Raw genomic sequence first — 19205 nt, 5'->3', positions numbered from 1 at the left:
TTCATTCCGCCGTCACCGCGGCTTCGCCGGTGCCTGAGACTCTGTTGCGTGGGCGAACGAGTTGTGGTGTGCTCGACCGGGCATCACTATTGAGGGATGAGGGGCGATGGCGACGTTCACGGACTCGAGTTGGTGACGTAGCGCTCCATGATCGATCTCCCCTCTGGGCTGCATTGGCTCTCGATTCTTGCCGGCATGGAGTGGCCGGAGGGCAATGAAGACGAGATGTGGGCCATGGCCGAGGACTGGCGCACGGCCGCGGACGGTCTTCGTGGTCTCGTCGACGATGTCGATGCCGCCAAAGACGCTGCGTTCAAGGCATATCCGCAGGGCGAGGGCGTCGACGCCATGCTCAAAGCCTTCGAGGGGATGGCTCGCGGCGACCAGTCGGTGACCAAGCTGGGCGAACTGTTCGACATCCTCGGCGACTCGGTGTATCAGACCGGCACCGAGATCGAATACACCAAGATCATGTTCCTGTCCTCGCTGGGCTTGCTGGCGCTGGAACTCGCTGCGGCGTGGGTGTTTCCGCCGACAGCGCCCGCGGTGGAGGCGGCCGCGATCGCGGCGACCCGGGTGGTGGCGCGCACGATCTTCGGCCGCGTGATCGCGGCGATCCTGCGCCACGGCGCGAAGGCGGTGATCACCCGCGTCCTGAAGTTCATCGGCCAGCACGTGGCGATCGACACCGCGCTCGGCACCCTGCAGGAACTCGGCACGCAGCAGTGGCAGGTGGATCAGGGCCACCGCAAGGAGGTCGACTGGAACCAGGTCAAGGCGGCCGCGGTCAGCTCGGCCGCCGGTGGTCTGGCGGCCGGGCCGTTCGGTCACTTCCTCGGCAAACGACTCGGCGATGGGATGGCGCCCTGGCTCAAGGGCGCGATCACCGGCACCGGCGCCGGTCTGGTCGGCGCGGGCGGCGGCATGCTCGGCCAGTTCGGGTACGAGGGCGTGACGCAGGGGTGGGATCAGGCCTGGAACAACCTGAAGACCGCGGCGTCGGACCCCCTCATGTGGAGTGCGGGCGCCACCAACGGTGGTCTGTCGGGCCTGAACAAGGCCGGGGCGAATTCCGCCTGGTCGGCGATGAAACCCGGTCTGTTCGAACGGCCGAGCTTCAGCTCGCAGATTCGCGACGCCATGGGTCCCGGCTACGACCTCGGAACATTCGGGCAGGGCGACGGTGTCGGTGACGGGTCGTCCAACCGTCCCGGCGGCGAAGGCGAGAACCGGGCCGGTGCCGACGACGACGCGACCGGCGCCGGTGGTGACGACGGCGTGCGGGCCGGTGCGGGCGGCGACGACACCATGGGCGGTGAGGGTTCGGGTGAGTCGCGGGCGGGAGCCGGTGACGACGGCCAGTCGATGCGCCCCGCCGGAAGTACGCAGTCGCCCGAGGGGGAAGCCGCGGGGCCGACGAATTCCGAAGAGGGACAATCGAATCAGCGCTCCGGCGAGGACGGGCAGTCCTCGGCCGAGGGCGCGGGCGGGGGACGCCAGGATTCCAAACCCGAGGTGCAGGGCGGCGAATCGCCGACGAGCGACGGTGGCCGTCAAGACGGGGGCGCGCGCGCTGACGGAGAAGGTCCTGCGGCACAGGCGGATTCCGGTCAGGACACATCGCGGGCGGGCGAAGACGATCGGGCCGACGGCGCGAGTGTCGATGAGGGGACCCGCACCGACGCACAGTCGAGTGGTCAGCCGGTTACCCAGGTCAACGACAGTCCGGCGACCAGCCGGGACGCCGCGACGCAGGCCGGGGCACCGATGCCCGCGGGTGTGGCGGGTGCCGGGCCCGCGGCGGCGGGGCCCGCACCCGCCGCGACCGGTCAGGCGCCGGTCACCCATCAGGCCGGGGCGCCGACGGCCGGTCAGCCCGCTGCGGGCCCCACTCAATCTCCGACTGCGCCAACGCAATCAACTCCGAGCCAGCAGTCCACCCCGGGGCAGCATTCGACGCCGGCGCAGAATTCGCAGCCCGCCGCTCGCCCTGGCGCATCGGATGTTCGTGCGGGGTTGACCAACGGCACACAGTCCGGACCCGACAGCCGTTCCGGCGCACCGGGAGTCAGAACCGATAGTCCCACTGTCGATGAGTCACGGAGCCCCGCTGCGGATTCCGGCGCCACTAGCCGACCCGATGGCGAAACCCGCGCTGGTATGGGTGAACAGCGCGGCGCGGGTCTGGCCGAGACGCCGCCACAAGGGTTGCGGGCCGCGCCGGGCGAAGCGCCGCCGACCCGGGCGGGCGAGCCGCAGGCCACCGCCGACCGGACTCGCGCCGGGGACTCCGAGGTTCGGCCGGAGACCGATCCGCTCGCCGCTATCGCGCCGGTGGTGCCGATCGTCGGTGCGGACCCGGGCGCGAACCCTGCGCGGTCGGGCCCGGAGACGAGTCGTCCGGGCCGACCGGGCGCCGACGATGCCACCGCGCCGCGCGACCGCGCCGACTCCGGCGACGATCGCAGGCAGCCGCAACACGACAACGACAGCGGCCCGGTCTATGACACCCGGCTACCCAACGGCCAAGGCGTTGTGCACCATCCGACCGGCACCGCCATCGGTGAGGACGCCCGCACGCACCGCGTGAGCGAGAACGTCCGCAACGACGGCTCCCACGATGTGGTCGTGCACGGACGGCGTGACGGCTCGGTGACCCCGAGCAACGGGGATCCGGTCCACCCTCGCGATATCGTCGACGCGATCCGCAGCAACCCGAATTACGTTCCGGGAACGCCGATCCGGCTGCTCTCCTGCCACGCGGGCAACAGCAAGGGCTGGGCGCAGTACATCGCGGATCAGCTCGGGGTCGATGTCACCGCGCCGACCGATCGAGTCGGTGTGCGGCGGGAGCCGGGGTCCGAGCCCGTGATCGATCGCGGTGGCAAGTGGCGCACGTTCAGCCCGGATTCCGCACCGACATCGGGCGATTCACCCTCGCCCAGAACGGATTCCGAGCCGTCGGATCCTCGCGATCGCGACAGCCTCGACGGTGACGGTCCGCCGCTGGATCGCGGGCTCGTCGACTTCATGAGCGACCAGGACCCGCCGACCCGCCCCGCCGCGATGTCGTTCCTCACGCCCGAAACCGGGACCGCCAACGCCCCGTTCAGCCGGACGCCCGGTGTGGACGCGCACCTGCTCGGCGTACTGGATCCGAACGACCCCATGGTGCAGACCGCGGGCGATCCGCCCCGGATCACCCATGTCGGCGGGGAACCGATCGACGAGTTCTCCCACCGGCTCAGTGCCGAACGCGGCGACGCGTTCGTGGAAGCATCGAAGCCGGATGCGGCGCTGGTAGCCGAATACGAGCAGCACAAGGCTCAGCAGAAGGGGCTGGAAGCGCAGAAGGCGGCGGCGGGCCGGGGCGTACGTGATGCCATCATGGCGCTCAAGGAGGCGCAGAACGCACGCGATCGCGGCGCAGAGGACGGCGCGGAGCAGGTGCGCCGCGCGCAGGACGACGTCGCGGCAGCCAAGGCGGACGCGGCCGCCGCCAAGACCGCCCTCGACAACTTCCTCGCGGCCGACAAAGCCGAAGCCGAGGCGGGCAATTCGCCCGCCGAGCGTTTGGCGAAGGCCGAGGCCGACCGGCTGCCGGTGGCGCGGCGGGGCCACGTCACCTCGATCACGATCGACCGTCTGACCGGCCGCGTGTACGAAGCCGCCAACGGCACCTCCGACCAGCGCATCCATCCCTCCGAGATGCACGAGACGTTGCGCGACAACGTCGCCCGCTACCAGGACCCCGAGGACGTCTTCTACAACGGGGGCGACCTGACCCGCTTCCCGCACGCGGACAACCCGCTCGGGCACGCCGAGGTTCGGGGCACCAACGCCGCCCTGCACGACCGGGAGCTGCTCAACCAGCAGCGTGAACCCGGCAATCAGCTGCCGACCGACTTCGACGGACTGGCCTCGATCCTCAACTCGCCGTACGTGCCCGGCCGTGGCGAAGCGCCCTGCTGCGCCAACTGCACCCGGGTGGTGCAGGGCACCGAGAGCACCGCGGGCCACATCATCGACGAAGGCGCACCCCGGGTCGACCCGATTCGGCACTCCGATCTGGAACAGGCGGCCAGGGAGGGCAACCCCCTCGAACCCAGGTTGGTCTCACCCGAATACCCCGAGACCGACTTCATGGGCGACGACGATCCGGTGCCGCCCGGCATGGAACGTGGCGACGACGGGAAACTGCATCGGCCCGGCGACCGGCCCGACAGCTTCCGCGACGCGGACGGCACCTGGCATCACAACGACGATCCGCCCGGGACCAAACGCAACGTCGACTTCCGGCTGTACAACTCCGGCGGGTTCGTCAAGGACCACCTCACCGGCGGCGAGTACGAGCACCGCGCGCAGAAGGGCGTTCCAGAGCCGCACGTGATGCGGGACCCGGGTCGCCAGGCGGAGCTGACCGCCGCCTCCGCCGAGCGGATCGAACTGCAGCGTGTGCGGAACAAGATCGGCAAAGAGCTCGCCAAGCTCATGAAAGAGTTCGGGCTCGAGGACAGGCACGAACTCGCGCCGAAGGCGCTGTCGGACAAGATCAAGAGCCTGCGTCAGGAATTGCGCGCCGACACCACACTGAGCGAGCAGGAACGGAGCCGTAAGCGCGAACTGCTCGACGATCTCGAGGACGTCGCCACCGATTACAACGACCGCGGACGCGAAATGGTCGAGGTCTCCAAGAAGCTCGGTGAGCTGGCCGGTCTCGACTATGCCCTCGATCCGGATGCGCGGCCGGGCGCGGTCGCGCTCTCGCCCTTCGAGGGCGCGTTCGACGGCGCGGGTGTGGTCGATATCGCGTCGTTCGTTCCGCGTGCGGACGGCGACTCGGGACCGACGCTGTTGATCGTCGAGGCGAAGGGCGTCGGGTCCACGCTCGGTGGCTCCAAAGTCATCAGTGCCGAACAGGGTTCACCGGAGTACCTGCGCCACATCCTGAACAAGGACCGCAACCTCGTGCGTTTGCTCAACGAGACGCCCGAGCAGATGCTCGACCGTGGCATCGACCCCGACAGTCCGGAAGGACGGGCGATCCGGGACGCGGTGGCCCAGCTGCGCGCGGCCATGGAGGACGGCACCCTTCGAGTCGAATACCGGCTGGTGCATGCCGATGCCGATGGGAAGGTCACCGTCACCGAGTTGCGGCTCGACCGCGACGGCGTCGACCTGCTCGCCGACGTCCCGTTGCCCTTCGGCGCCGACCCCGCCACGATCGACCGGTCCACCGACGACGGCGTCACCACCGACTACATGAATGTGCCCGACGACAGCACGGACACGCCGGATCAGCCGGACACCGACGCCGACAACCGGGACTGGATGGGGGATGACGACGACGAAAACTCCCCGCAAAGACCCGAATTCGCCGATCCCGAGTCGACGCAGCGTGAGGTGCGGGTCGAGCTCGGGGCCGATGGAGAGGTCGTCGCGCTGCATGTCCGGTTGGCCGACGGGCAGTGGGTGGTGGCGCGTGACGAGGCAGACGACGGGACACAGAACTCGCCCGCGCGCAACGGCACCGACATTCCCGCGGTCGACAATCGCAGTGTCCTGCGGAGACTGGTCGATGACCTCAATGCCGGGTATCAAGGTCTGAATCTCAAGTACCCGTCCGGCTCGGGGCTCGACGGGCGCGGGCAGACCGCTGTGCGCGACGGCGTGAGCGGCGGCGCGCACCTGCTGACCGACCCGCCCGCGCCGCCGACGCCCGCGACGCCCGCGCCGCCGGTGGATGGTCCGGTGATCAGCGAACCGCCGGCGGGCGCGGGCGATCCCGCGCTGAACGTGGCACGCATCGGCAAGGAAGGGCTCACCGTATGGCACAACCGTGAGCATCTGCCGATCGTCGGTGGCGTCATGGGGCGCGAGGCCGATGTGGCGGGCGACTACCACCCGGTGTATTTCCCGGACGGTACCGAGTATCGGCCGTGGATCTCCGACGCCGACCCGAACGCGGTGCGCGACACCGTGGTCAGCGAGTTCCTGGCCAACCGGATGAGCGCCGATGACGCCCGCGACATCCTGCGGGAGCTGTTCGACAGCGCCCGCGATCCGCGGCTGCGCCAGGACCTGATCGATGATCTGGAATTCAACGGACTCATCGACGTCGACGAGGCGCGGGCGATGGAGGAAACACCCATTCCGCCCCTGGATCCGGAGCAGGTGCAACAGGGGCCCCCGCCCGAGGGCGAGACCCTGACCGAGATGGCCGACCGCCTCGGTATCGACCTCGACGGCGACGGACCGCAGGACGTACGCCGGGCGATCGACCGGCAGACCCACCGGGTGCTGCGCGAGATCGGCGCGGTCGAGGGACTGGCTGACGCGGCGCGGCGCGCCGAGGAAGAACAGACCCGCCCCTACCGCCGCGCCGATCATCCGGCAGAGGCGGACCCGACTGTCACGCCGGACGGGCGCACTCTGCCGGAGTCGGAGCGGCTGCGCGAGGTCGAATCGGGCGAACCGCGCGACGACACCACCGATTACGACGATCTCGACGATCAGGTCGAGGGTGAACGGACGCGACGCGGTCACTGGGGTGACACGAATTCCCCACGCCCCGTGCCGTTCTCGAACGAGGTCAGCTTCCTCGACAACGACCCCCTCGGCCGGTTCCTCCGCGATCTGATCGTCGCCTTCGACGGCAGCACCACGCTGCGCGACTACGACCGGGTCGGTAACGGCGCGGACCGGCTGCCCGAATGGGCCAGCTTCCTCGATGACCGCGAACCCGGTCGCGACCAGGCACGGGCCCGTGAATTCTTCGAGCATGCCCTGCGCCGCGATCAGCTGCGCGACGAATTGTCCGCCTGGGCGGCGATGTTCGGCCGTGACCTGGGTGATCTGACCGGCGACCGCCTGGAACCGACGCTGAACGAGCTGCGCGAATCGGCACGGCAGCGGGCGCAGAACCTGGCCGACTTCGTCGCCGCGGCGCAGCCGGTCCTGCAGGGCGACGGCACCGAACCCGTCGGCACGACCTACGGCGATCAGGTGGCCCGGGTGCCGGACGCGGACGGCGGACCCGACCGGCTGCTCGTCCTCGACGGTCCGCTCGATCGCACCGAGGCGCTGGCACGCGCGCTGCGTGACAATCCCGAGCTCGGTACCGACATCGACAACGGGGTGCTGAAACCGGATTTCCGGGCGGTGCACGCCGACGGCGCCGGTCGACAGTTCCTCGACCCGGTGGCGACGCCGGAGGTGCAGCACATTCGCCGCGTCGTCGACGGCGCCGAGCTACAGGTGACGATGATCCGCGGCGAGGACGGCCGGTGGCATCCGATCCAACCGACCCCCGACACGCCGCCGCTGCCGCGCGATCGCGCCGAGATGGTGCGCGAGATCGTCGACCTCGCCCGGCAGATGAACCTCGGACCGGCGGCGCTGCACCCCGACAACATCGGCGATACCCTGCGCGCGCTGAGCCTGGACAACGCGGTGCGCGCCGGGCAGACCGAGGCGCTGGCCGACTACGCGCGCACCATGTCCGATATCGAGACCTTCCATCTCGTCGGCGACGCGCGCGGCCGGTTGGCGACCCGCCTCGGCATTCCGGAAGCCGAGCTCACCGCCGCGCGCATCGCCGAGGCCCTGCTCGATTCGAAGCAGCGAAAAGCCGCGCGTAATCAGCAGTTCGAGGATCTGCTCGATGGGTCGACGCGTGATCCGAAGAAGACCAACGGCTACTCCCAGCAGCTGAAGAACGTGGACGCGGCCGCGGTGAAGGCGGCCCAGGAGGCGTTGATCAGGGCGCTGAGCCCCGGCGACCCCGAGAAGCTGCGGCCCACTGTCAGCAAGACCGACAGTCTCACCGGCCGCTCGAAGGTGGGTCCGGCCAACAGCGGCATCGACCCGACCGCGCTGCGCAGGCGCGTGATGCGGATGCAGCGACTCGGTCGCGGCGACGAGGCACTGGCCGCGCTCACCGCCTACGCCGACGCGCTGCTGACGATCGACCCGTACAAGGACGTGCCGAAGGGCGACAGCGCCGCGGACCCGCGGACCACCGGCGACCCGCACATCTACGACCGCGACGTGGTACACGACCTGCGCGCGGTGGTCGACCCTGTCGCGCCCGGCGCGAGTGCGCTGGACTTCGCGGCCCAGGTCGCCGACAACCTCGCCCGCGCGTACGGCGCGGACGAACCGGTCGACCCCGACAGATCACGCCCGCAGCCGAATTTGGACTGGGCGCGGTTGGCCGGGGTCGATATCTCCACTGCCGACGGCGCGAAGTTCGTCGAGATCTACGAGGCGTACCGCGACGGCAAGATCGAGAAGCACGAAGGGCTCAGCCCGGAGAAGCTGGTTGCCGAGATCGCGGCCATCCGGGAGGAGATCCGCACCAGGACCGAGCAGATCAATCGGCTGCGGGCGCTCACCGACGAGTTCTACCGGCCGGTGGCGGACCTGCCGCCCGGCGATTCCCCCGCACTCCGCCGAGATCCCGGTGCGGGGCAGCCCGCACTGGGCGAGGGGCCGCGCGGGCTGCCCGCCGCACCGGCGGGTGGTGAGTCCACCGGCGGACCTCGTACGAAACCACATGGTCCACAACCTGATTCGAGCCGATCCGAGGTGCCGCCGGAGCGCGGCACCGATCTCGACGACCGGGCCGACGCGAAGCTCGACCAGACCATGCGCAAGCTGGACGAGGTCGCCGACGAACTGGCCGAGCCGATCGCCTCGCTCGACGATCTCGTCGGCCCCGGCGACCCGGTCGATCCGCTGGCGATGATCGACGATGCCGTCGAGCGCCAGAACAAGCTCGCCGACCAGGCCGACGAGCGCCGCGCCGAACTGGCCGACGAGACCCTCGACGACGCGCTGAACAACCTCGACGGTATCGACGCGGATCTGGCCGCGTTGGAGTCGTATCTGCGGGCACAGCGTGAGTTCGACGCCGCGCAGTCCCAGATCGCCGCGCGGTTCGAAGAATTGGCCGCCCAGGAGGCGCGGGAGTCCGCGCAGCGCCGCGACGACCCGGAGGTCGAAGCCGACCTGGCCGCGCTCGAGTCCTACCTCGCCGCGCAGCAGCAGTTCGACGCGCTGCGGGCCGAGCTCGCCGAGGCCGCGCGGGTACGCCCGGAGGACCTCGATGCCGAAGCGTTGGCCGACGCGAAGGCCCTCGAGTCGTATCTGCGGGCGCAGCAGGAATTCGATGCCGCCCGTGCGGAAATGGCCGCCAGGTTCGCCGCCGCGGTCGAACGGCAGGGCGCTGCCTCGCGGCACGAGGGCGACGGCGGGTCGACAGACGAGACCGTCGAAGGTTCGCGCTCCGAAGGCGTTTCGCGCGATGACGACGGTTCACGTCAGGGTGACGGTTCGCGTGAGGACGACAGTTCGCGTGACGATGACGACGATTCGGGTGATCCGCCCCCGGCCCAGACCTCGCCCGGCGGCCCGCCGTCCGAGCCGCCGTCGCGTCCGCCGACCGCGTCCGGCCCTGAACCCGAAGAGCCGCAGAGGAATTCGTCGCCGCTGGACTTCGGTCTGCCGAAAGCGCCCGCAGAGCTCGCCGTACCCGGCGACGCTGCCCTGGACCAGCCGGTCACCGACGGTGCCGATACCGGCGACGTACCCGAACGCGTGCGACAACGCAGAGATTTCCTCGACGACGTCCACCAGTTCCTGCGGGAACTGAGCGATCTGCCGCCCTCTACCACCGCCGACGTGCCGCCGCTCACGCCGGAGCAGGCCGAGCAGGTGCGCAGGCTGGCCGAGGGTCTCGGTCTCGGTGAGGCGCTCACCGGGCAGCGTGATCCGCTCGGGGCGCTCGCCGAGATCGCCGATATGGCGCGGGCGCGGGGATTCCTCGACAGCGCGCTGGATCCCGACGCCGAACTCGGCAAGCCCATGCGGTACCCCGACGACTACGAACCGCTCGACGTCGACGAGTTGCAAGACGGACTCGACCACTGGCGGGTCGAGGGCGATCCGCAGGTGCGCGCCGAGATGGCCGAGGAACTGCGGCTGGCCGGACTCGACGACGACACACGCCCCTCGCTCGGTACCGAGTCGGAGCCGGACCCGCAGGCTACGCCGTTGCGGCCGTCCTCGATACTGCCGCCGGAAGACGGCGCGCGCCAACCGGGTGGTCCGCGGATCGAGCCCGCGCAGCAGGCACTGGATCGGCTGGCCGCCAGGTTCGGCGTCGACCCCACCGATTCGGGTTCGCTCGATGCCGCGCGGTATCGGCAGTTGTTGCGGGCGGGCGCGGTCGAGGCGTTCGCCTCGGCGGTCCGGCATGCCGAGGCCGCTACCGATCCGCAGCAGCGGGCGCTGCGCGAGGCCATCGCGCGCCGCTGGGCCGCGCGCCTGGGTCTGGCGGCCGATCCCGGGCTCGTCCGCGCCGCCGATGACATCGTTCGGTTGCGCTCCGGTATCGCGGGTGACGCCGGTGACCTGGCGCACCTGGATCATCTGCTGCGCACCGAGCTCGACGATCGCGTGCTGTCGCTGGATGTCGAGGGCGACAAGACGCTGGTGCGGCTGGTGGCGGACGGGCCCGACGCCTGGCATCTCGAACCCCTCGCCCGGCCCGAGCCGACGCCGTATACGCCGACCACCGGCAAAGCCGTCGAGGTGGCGCCGAAGAAGACCTGGCTGCGCAAGCTGTGGGACCGGCTGGTCAACCGTGGATATTACGGCGACAGTCCGAAGTATCCGTCCGGATCGAGCATGGACAGCGCCGGTCAGTCGTTGCTCGGCCACGGCGCCGGGCTGCCACTGACCACGGTGAAGGACTCGACGCCGGACGCGCCCGGCGGTGAATACGAGCAGCTGCAGCTCAAGTTCAATCCGGCGCGCATCCTCAAAGAGGGTGTGCTCATGTGGCAGAACCGCGAGCTGGTGCCGATTCTCCGGCACCTGTCCTCGCGGATCGCCGATCAGGCGGGTGAGTTCCTGCCGTTGCGCAATCTGGATGGCAGTGAGTACAAGCCGTGGATCTCCGATGCCGACCCACAGCTGCGTCGCCAGATCGAACAGGATCTGCGCGACGCGGGGCTGGGGCATCTGCTCGAAGTGGAGAGCTTGACGCCCGAGGAGCTGGCCGCGAGGCAGCCGAGGGAAATACCGGGATCCGATGAACCGGTACAGATTTCGAGCAGGGGCGAGGAAGTCCCCGCCATCGCCGAACCGCTGCCGCCGTGGCTGCGGGAGGTGGTCGACGCGGTCAACGGGCGAATCTCCGACGCGGCCGTGCTCGAAGCGCTGGCCCGCGAACTCGGAGTCCAGCTCACCGATTTCAGCGAAGACGGGCTGCGCAAGGCCGTCGCCGAGGCCGAATACCGGTTGCTGCGCCGCGACGGTGTGATCCAGGCGCTGGAAGCCGCCGCGCGATTCTTCAACGCCGAGCACGCGCAGATCCCGTTCCGGCCCGCCAACTTCCACAGCAAGGACCCGCTCGGCGCCTACCTCAAGGAAGTCGTCGCGGCCAGGGGCGACGAATTCAGCTTGGCGATGCTGAATTGGCGCGGGGTGAACAACGGCGGCGAATGGGTCAACATCTGGGGCGATCTCAGCGACGACGGTGGCGAGCCGACCGTCCACGCCGAGGACGCGCGCAAGATCTTCGACGACGCGCTGCGTCGCGCGGGGCTGCGTGACGAACGGTCCACCTGGGCCCACCTCGCCGGGGCGGACCTGGAGGCACTGGTCAACAATCTCGACGGCGAGGTCGCCAGGCTGCGCGCGCAACTGGACGACAATGCCGGGGCGCTCGGCGAATTCACCCGTCGGGTAGCCGATTTCAACGACAGCGACAGCGGCGACCGGCTCGTGGTCGACACCGAGAACGGCAGGATCGCGATCGTCGACACCGGCGCCGGGCACGAGGCCGCGCTGGCCCGTGCCCTCGCCGCGGCCGACGCCGATTTCCTCGACCGGCTCAACCGCGGCGAGATCGACATCGAGATCCGTGTGGTCGGGATCGATGGCGACGGCCGCGTGCACATCCTCGAAGCCGACGCGCCGCAGGTGCGGCACCTGCGCACCGAGGTGGACGGGCGCACCGTCGACGCGACGATGGTGCGTGACGGGACCGGACCGTGGCGGCAGATCGAGCGACCGCCCACGGGCGCCGAGCCGACCGCCAACCTGCCCGCCGTAGCGCAGGACACGAATCTGCCTGTGCCGGAATTGCGTTCGCTCGCCGAGCTCAGGGCCGATATCGCCGAGGTGGCGGGGCGGCTCGGCATCGACGACCCGACGAACCTGTCGGGGGAACAGCTCGACCGGTTGCTCGCCGAGCAGGAACGTGCCAATCAGGTGCGGGCCAGGCAGGTCGAGGGGCTGGTCGACTACGCGCGCAGTGCCGACGCGATCGACAACTTCAACGCGCTGCACAAGGCGCGCAGCGCGTTGGCGCTGCGGCTGGGCGTCACGCCGGAGGCGCTGAGCCCGGAGGTGATCGCCCGCGGGCTCGCCGATCCCACGACGCGAGTGGAGCTGCACCGTCAGCGGTCGGCGAATCTCACCGACTACGCGAAGCTGCTGCGCGCGCTCGACCCGGCCGCCGTCGACGCCGCCCGCGACGCGCTCGTCCCGCATCTCGGGTTGCCGCGCGGCGGGCCGGCGCTGGACGCGACCGCGCTGGCCGAGGCCCTGTCCAACCGGGCCGCGCGCGGCCGGCTCGACGATCTCACCGGGCCGCTCGCGGACTATGTGCGCGCGCTCGCCGACGTCGACCCGTATGCCGAGAACATGGTCTACAACCCGGCGGCCGATCCCCGCGCCATCGGCGAAGATCCGCCGGTGCACGATCGCGATGCCCTCGACTTCCTGCGTGAAGTGGGAGCCGACGATCTCCGCGATCGGTCGCCGCTGCCACCCGCGCCCGAGGACGCCGTCCAAGGTCCCAGCCGCGACCACTCCCGGCTGCTCGGCGTCGACCTGACCGATGCCGACGACAGGCGGGTGGCCCAGGTCTACGAGTGGTTCCGCGACGGCCGTATCGACAAGCACGAGCGCCTCACCCTCGAACAGCTCGCGCGGGTGCACGCGGAGATCCGCGACGAGATCCGGCAGCGGGCCGCCGACATCGCCAGGCTGCGCGCGTTGCTCAACGAACCGTTCGTCACCGACCCGGAGATCACCGGGTCGGATCGGCCCGCACTCGACGGACCATCCGAGACCGCGCCCGGGGCGGACCGGACCGGGACGCCGACCCCGGGACCGGGTTTGCCCGGTTCGGGTGCGCCTGTTCGTCCTGGTTTGCCCGCCGGTCCGGCGGCCATCGGCGCCGACGGCACCGCGCCCGTCGATTCGAACCGCACGCCCGGCTCGGAATCGGGTATGCCTCGCCCGCCCGCGGCTCTGGAAGCCGGGGCGAACGGTGATGAGGCGAACTCGCGGCCGACCGGTGCCGAGGGGTCGCGCGATGGTGACGAGGGAACGCGAGGTGACGACGAATCCGGCGATCCGCCCACCTCCGGTCTCGCGCCCGGCGGCCCGCCGTCGAAGCCACCGGCGCATCCGCCGACCACGATCAGCCCGGAACCCGAAGAGCCGGCGAAGAGTTCGTCGCCGCTGGATCGCGGTCTGCCGAAGCCGCCCGCCGAACTGGCCGTGCCCGGCGACGCCGACCTGGTTCAGCCGGGCAGTGAGACGCCCGCCGACCCGCCGACCCGCGCTCAGCAGCGCGGCGATCTCCTCGACGACGTGCGCCGATTCCTCCAGGATCTCAGCGATCAGCCGCCCTCGACCACCGCCGACGTGCCGCCGCTCACGCCGGAGCAGGCCGAGCAGGTGCGCAGGCTGGCCGAAGGGCTCGGTCTCGGTGACGCGCTCACCGGGCAGCGTGATCCGCTCGGGGCGCTCGCCGAGATCGCCGATATGGCGCGGGCGCGTGGATTCCTCGACAGCGCGCTGGATCCCGACGCCGAACTCGGCAAGCCCATGCGGTACCCCGACGACTACGAGCCGCTCGATCTCGACCAGCTGCAGGACGGGCAGGAGCACTGGCGGGTCGAAGGTGACCCTCAGGTGCGCGCCGAGATGGCCGACGACCTGCTGCGGGCCGGACTCGATGACGGCTCGCGTCCCGGTCTCGGCGCTGAGCCGCAACCGGATCCGCAGGCGCAGCCGCTGCGACCGTCCGCGGTGCTGCCGCCGGACGAGGGCGCGCAGCCGGGCGCGCCACGGATGGAACCTGCCCAGCAGGCTCTCGATCGGCTCACCGCCAGGTTCGGCGTCGACCTGACCGATCCGGGTTCGCTCGATGCGGCGCGCTACCGGCAGGTGTTGCGGGCGGGCGCGGTCGAGGCGTTCGCCTCGGCGGTGCGGCATGCCGAGGCCGCCACCGACCCGGGGCAGCGGGCCGTGCGCGAGGCCGCCGCGCGACAGTGGGCCGCCCGGTTGGGGCTGCCCGGCGATCCGGGTCTGGTCCGGGCCGCCGACGACATCGTCCGGTTGCGTGCCTCGGTGGCTCGCGACGCGGCCGACCTCGCGCATCTGGACCGCCTGGCGCGCACCGCGCTCGACGATCGGATGCTGTCGGTCGATGTCGACGGCGATCAGACCGTGGTGCGGCGGGTCGAGGACGGGCCGGATGCCTGGCATCTGGAACCTGTGGCGCGACCCGAGCCGACGCCACGGCCGCCGGCCGCCGAGAAGGCGGTCGAGACACCGAAGAAGACCTGGTTGCGCAGGCTCTGGGACCGGATCGCCAACCGGTCGTTCCTCGGTGAGAACCCGAAGTATCCGTCCGGTTCGAGCATGGACAGTGCCGGTCAGTCGTTGCTGGGCCACGACGCCGGGCTGCCACTGACCACCGTCAAGGACTCGACCCCGGACGTCCCCGGCGGCGAGTACGAGCAGCTGCAAATCAAGTTCAACCCGGTGCGCATCCTCAAAGAGGGCATCGACATGTGGCGCAAGCGCGAGCTGGTGCCGATCCTGAGGCACCTGTCCTCGCGGATCGCCGATCAGGCGGGTGAGTTCCTGCCGCTGCGCAATCTCGATGGCAGTGAGTACAAGCCGTGGATCTCCGATGCCGACCCGGAACTACGTCGTCGGATCGAGCAGGACCTGCGCGACGCGGGGCTGGCGCATCTGCTCGAACCGGAGAGCCTGACGCCGGCTGAACTCGCGGCCAGGCAGGCCGCGGAACTGCCGGAAGCCGGTGAGCGGCAACAGCTCCCCACCGAACCACAGCGCCCTGTCGAACCGGCCGAACCGCTGCCGCCGTGGTTGCGGGAGGTGGTCGACGCTGTCAACCAGCGCCTCGCCGACGCCACCGTGCTCGACGCGCTCGCCGGTGAACTCGGTCTACGGATCACCGATTTCAGCGAAGAGGGCCTGCGCAACGCACTGGCCGAGGCGCAGTACCGGCTATTGCGCCGCGACGGTGTGATCCAGGCGCTGGAGGCAGCCGCCCGCTTCTTCAACGCCGAACACGCCGACATCCCCTTCCGGCCCGCCAACTTCTTCAGCAAAGACCCGCTGGGCGCCTATCTCAAGGAAGTCATCGCGGCCAGGGGCGAGAACTACAGCTTCGACCTGCTGAACTGGCGCGGGGTGAACAACGGCGGCGAATGGGTCGACCTCTGGCCCGATCTGAGCGACGACGGCGGCTCGCAGACCATCCACGCCGACGACGCGCGCAAGATCTTCGACGACGCCTTGCGCCGCGCGGGGCTGCGCGACGAGCGATCCACCTGGGCACACCTCGCGGGCACCGACCTCGAGGCGCTGGTCGACAATCTCGACACCGAGATCGCGAAGCTGCGCGACCAGCTCGACGACAATGTCGGGGTCCTCGATGAATTCGCCCGGCGGACAGCTGATTTCACCAAAAGCGATACCGGTGACCGACTCGTCCTCGATCCGGAGAGCGGCACGATCGCGATCGTCGACACCGGTACGGGGCACGAAGCCGCGTTTGCGCGGGCGCTCGCCGAGGCCGACCCGGGCTTCATCGACCGGCTCAACCGTGGTGAGGTCGACATCCAGATCAGGATCGTCGGGGTCGACGACCACGGGCGCGTGCGGATCAGGGAGGTCGACGCGCCGCAGGTGCGTCACCTGCGTGGCGAGCTGGACGGTCGCACCGTCGACGCGACGATGGTCCGCGACGGCACCGGTCCGTGGCGGATGGTCGATTCGCCGGCCCGCCACACCGTGCCGGAGCCGAACCTGCCCGCTGTCGCCGAGGCGAATCAGGCTGTCGGGGAGCCGCGTTCGCTCGCGCAGGTGCGCGCCGAGGTCGCCGAGGTGGCGCGACGGCTCGGGATCGATGACCCGTCGAACCTGTCGCCCGAGCGGCTCAACGATCTGCTCGCCGAACTGGACCGGGCCAATCAGGTGCGGGCCAGGCAGCTCGAAGGCTTGGTCGACTACGCGCTCACCGTTGACGCGGTCGACAATTTCAACGCGCTGCACAACGCACGCAGCGCGCTGGCACTGCGGTTCGGTGTCGACGCGGGCGACCTCGCCCCGGAACTGGTCGCCGATCGCCTCGCCGATCCCGCGACCAGGGTGGAACTGCATCGTCAGCGGGCCGCCGACCTCACCGAATACGCGAAGCTGCTGCGTGCCCTCGACCCGACCGCCGTCGACGCCGCGCGGGCCGCGCTCGCCCCCCATCTCGGGTTGCCCCGTGACGGTCTGCCGCTGAATGCCACCGCACTGGCCGAGGCACTGTCCAACCGGGCCGCCCGCGGCGATCTGGACGATCTCACCGGACCGCTCGCCGATTACGTGCGGGCGCTGGCCGAGGTCGACCCCTACGCCGACAACCTGGTCTACCAGCCCGATGCCGACCCGCGGGCGATCGGCGATGACCCGCCGGTTCATCCGCGCGATGCCCTCGACTTCCTGCGCGAAGTAGGGGCCGACGACCTCGGTTCCCGCTCGGCCGCGTCCGCCGCGCCCGACAATGCTGTCCCCGGACCCAGCCGCGACCACGCCCGACTTCTCGGCGCCGACATCACCGACGCCGACGACGAGAAGGTCGCGAAGGTCTACGACTGGTTCCGCGACGGCCGCATCGACAAGCACGAACGCCTGACCCTGGACAAACTCGCCGCGGTGCACGAGCAGATCCGTGACGAGATCCGCGCGCGGGCCGCCGATATCGCCCGCTTGCGCGCGCTGTTCAACGAGCCGTTCGTGACCGATCCCGCGCTCGGTGGTGCGGACACGCCCGCGCTGAACGGCAGGCTGTCCGAGGGTGCGCCCGCGTCGCACCGAAACGGTGCACCGAGCCCTCGCCCGGTGCCCGGTGCGCCCGTGCGTCCCGGGGCACCGGCGGTGTCCGGCACACCGGTGCGTCCCGGGTTGCCCGCTGGTCCGGAGACCAACGGCGACAACGGAACCTCATCGGTCGACCGTTCCGGAGACCGGCCCGGAACCGGGAACACCGATCTCGGCGACGCGGACCGGTCTCACTCGCAGGGCGATGGGCGCCATCCTGTCATTTTCGATCCGGTCATCGACCCGGGCGACCCCGGTGTTGCGAGGGGCTCGCAGCACGGCGATGGGGCCCACCGGTCCGAGCCGGCCGGTTCGTCGGAAGTCGGTGACGGCTCACAGCGGCGTGCCACTGAACCTGTCGTCGCGAAAGAAGCCGAAACCAGTCGGCCTCGGCCACGTGATCCCGCCGCGCCGCCGGTGCTCGACCCGGTGACAGATCCGGGCGATCCCGGAATCCCGAAGGATCAGCGGCCGGGCCGGGGGATCCACCGTCCCGGGGCCGACGACGATGCCGATGGCACCGGTTCGTCCGTGCCGCCGGTGTCGGAGTCCGGTGACGGGTCGGGACGGCGTCCTTCCGCCGATCCGGATCAGGGAGTCGATCCGAGCGAGCCCGACGGCTCGGATGCGAATCCGGACAAGGGATTCGATCCGGATGGGTCGGGGGTGCCGCCGCTGTCACCGGACGGAGATAGGACCGGTGTGCGCCGGGAGTTGCCGGGGTCGGCCCTGCGGTCGCATATTCCGCATCCGCCGCACGAGTACGAGGTGGAGCTGGAGGTACCGGTGTTCGACGCTGTCGAATGGCCGGTGCCGCCACTGACATTGACGTCTGAGCCGCCCGAGCCGCCGAGGCCACCGCTCCCGCCGACTCCGCCGGATCGGCCGAATCCACCGTGTCCGCCAGACGTTCCGAAGCCGTCGCAGCCACCGTTGCCGCCGTCCGTGCCGCAACCGCCTGTGCCGCCACAGCCTTCGGTGCCACCGCAACCGCCGGTGCCACCGCAACCGCCCGTGCCGCCAGAACTGCCTGTTCCTCCCGTACCCCCACTGCCGCCCGTACCGCCGTTGCCGTCGGAGCCGACTCCGACCGACACGGTGCCGCCGCAGCCGTCGCCGCACGAACCGACCGTGCCGTCGTGGCCGGTTCAGCCGACGCCGCCCGGCGGCGTCCCGAGCTTGCCGCCGTTGCCGCCGTGGGGAACTCAACCGTCCGGTTCTGATCTGCCGTTCCCGCCGACGGGAGGTGAGCCGTACCCGCCGGGCAATGGTCAGCCGTACCCGCCGGGCGGTGGTCAGCCGTTCCAGCCCGGAAACGGTCAGCCGTACCCGCCGGGTAGCGGTCAGCTGTATCCGCCGGGCAATAGCCAGTCGTTCCCGCCAGGCAATGGCCAGCCGTATCCGCCGGGTAACGGTCAGCCCTATTTCCCAGGGAATGGCAACCCAGCTCTCGACCGATCCGGTTGGCAGCAGCCGGGTACCGGCAATCCGCAGAGCGGTGCGCCGATGTATCCGCCCCCGATGACGCCGCCCGCCGGTGGGCGCGGCGATGCCCGCAGGCCCTATCGACCGGAGTATCAGCCGCCGACCGAGCGCATCGTCTTGATCGTCCGTCCGTATGGCGGTGGCGTGCCCGCCGAGTTCGATCCGCGGTCCGGTGCGTTGCGACCGGCGGCGCCGGGACAGCTCGGCGCCGACGGCCTCTACGCCGATCTCGGCGGGGTGACGGTGATCTTCTATCGCCTCGCCGATCGGCTGATGGTGCAGGTCGGCGCGCAACCGATCGAGCTCACCTGGGCCGCGCACGTGGGCTGGGAGCGTTCCCGGCAGCGGATGACGCGGTTCTCGGTCGCGGTCGACGGCAGGCCGATGGGTGAGCTGATCTACCGTTCGCTCCCGCCCGAGCTGGACCTCGGGTTGCTGATCCGTAACGTGGTTGCCGATCCGGCAGGCCGGATGACAATCTTCAGCGACCGAGTCTGAGACGATCGGAGAGG

Annotated in this window: 1 protein-coding gene; it reads left to right on the top strand. The window is 70.5% G+C overall.

What is annotated here, in order from left to right:
• Positions 1-147: 147 nt before the first annotated feature.
• Positions 148-19191: a WXG100-like domain-containing protein gene (locus NA12_RS08815; protein WP_443093711.1), complete on the top strand. Its 19044-nt coding sequence runs from the start codon at positions 148-150 to the stop codon at positions 19189-19191.
• Positions 19192-19205: the final 14 nt, after the last annotated feature.

It is taken from the genome of Nocardia alba NBRC 108234 (assembly GCF_001612665.1).
Lineage (GTDB): Bacteria > Actinomycetota > Actinomycetes > Mycobacteriales > Mycobacteriaceae > Nocardia > Nocardia alba.
Note: the sequence above shows the minus strand (reverse complement) of the source record. Positions and strands in the feature narration are given on the sequence as shown.

Coding starts and splice junctions, on each gene's coding strand:
- NA12_RS08815 (WP_443093711.1), top strand. CDS start 148: ATGATCGATCTCCCCTCTGGGCTGCATTGGCTCTCGATTCTTGCCGGC.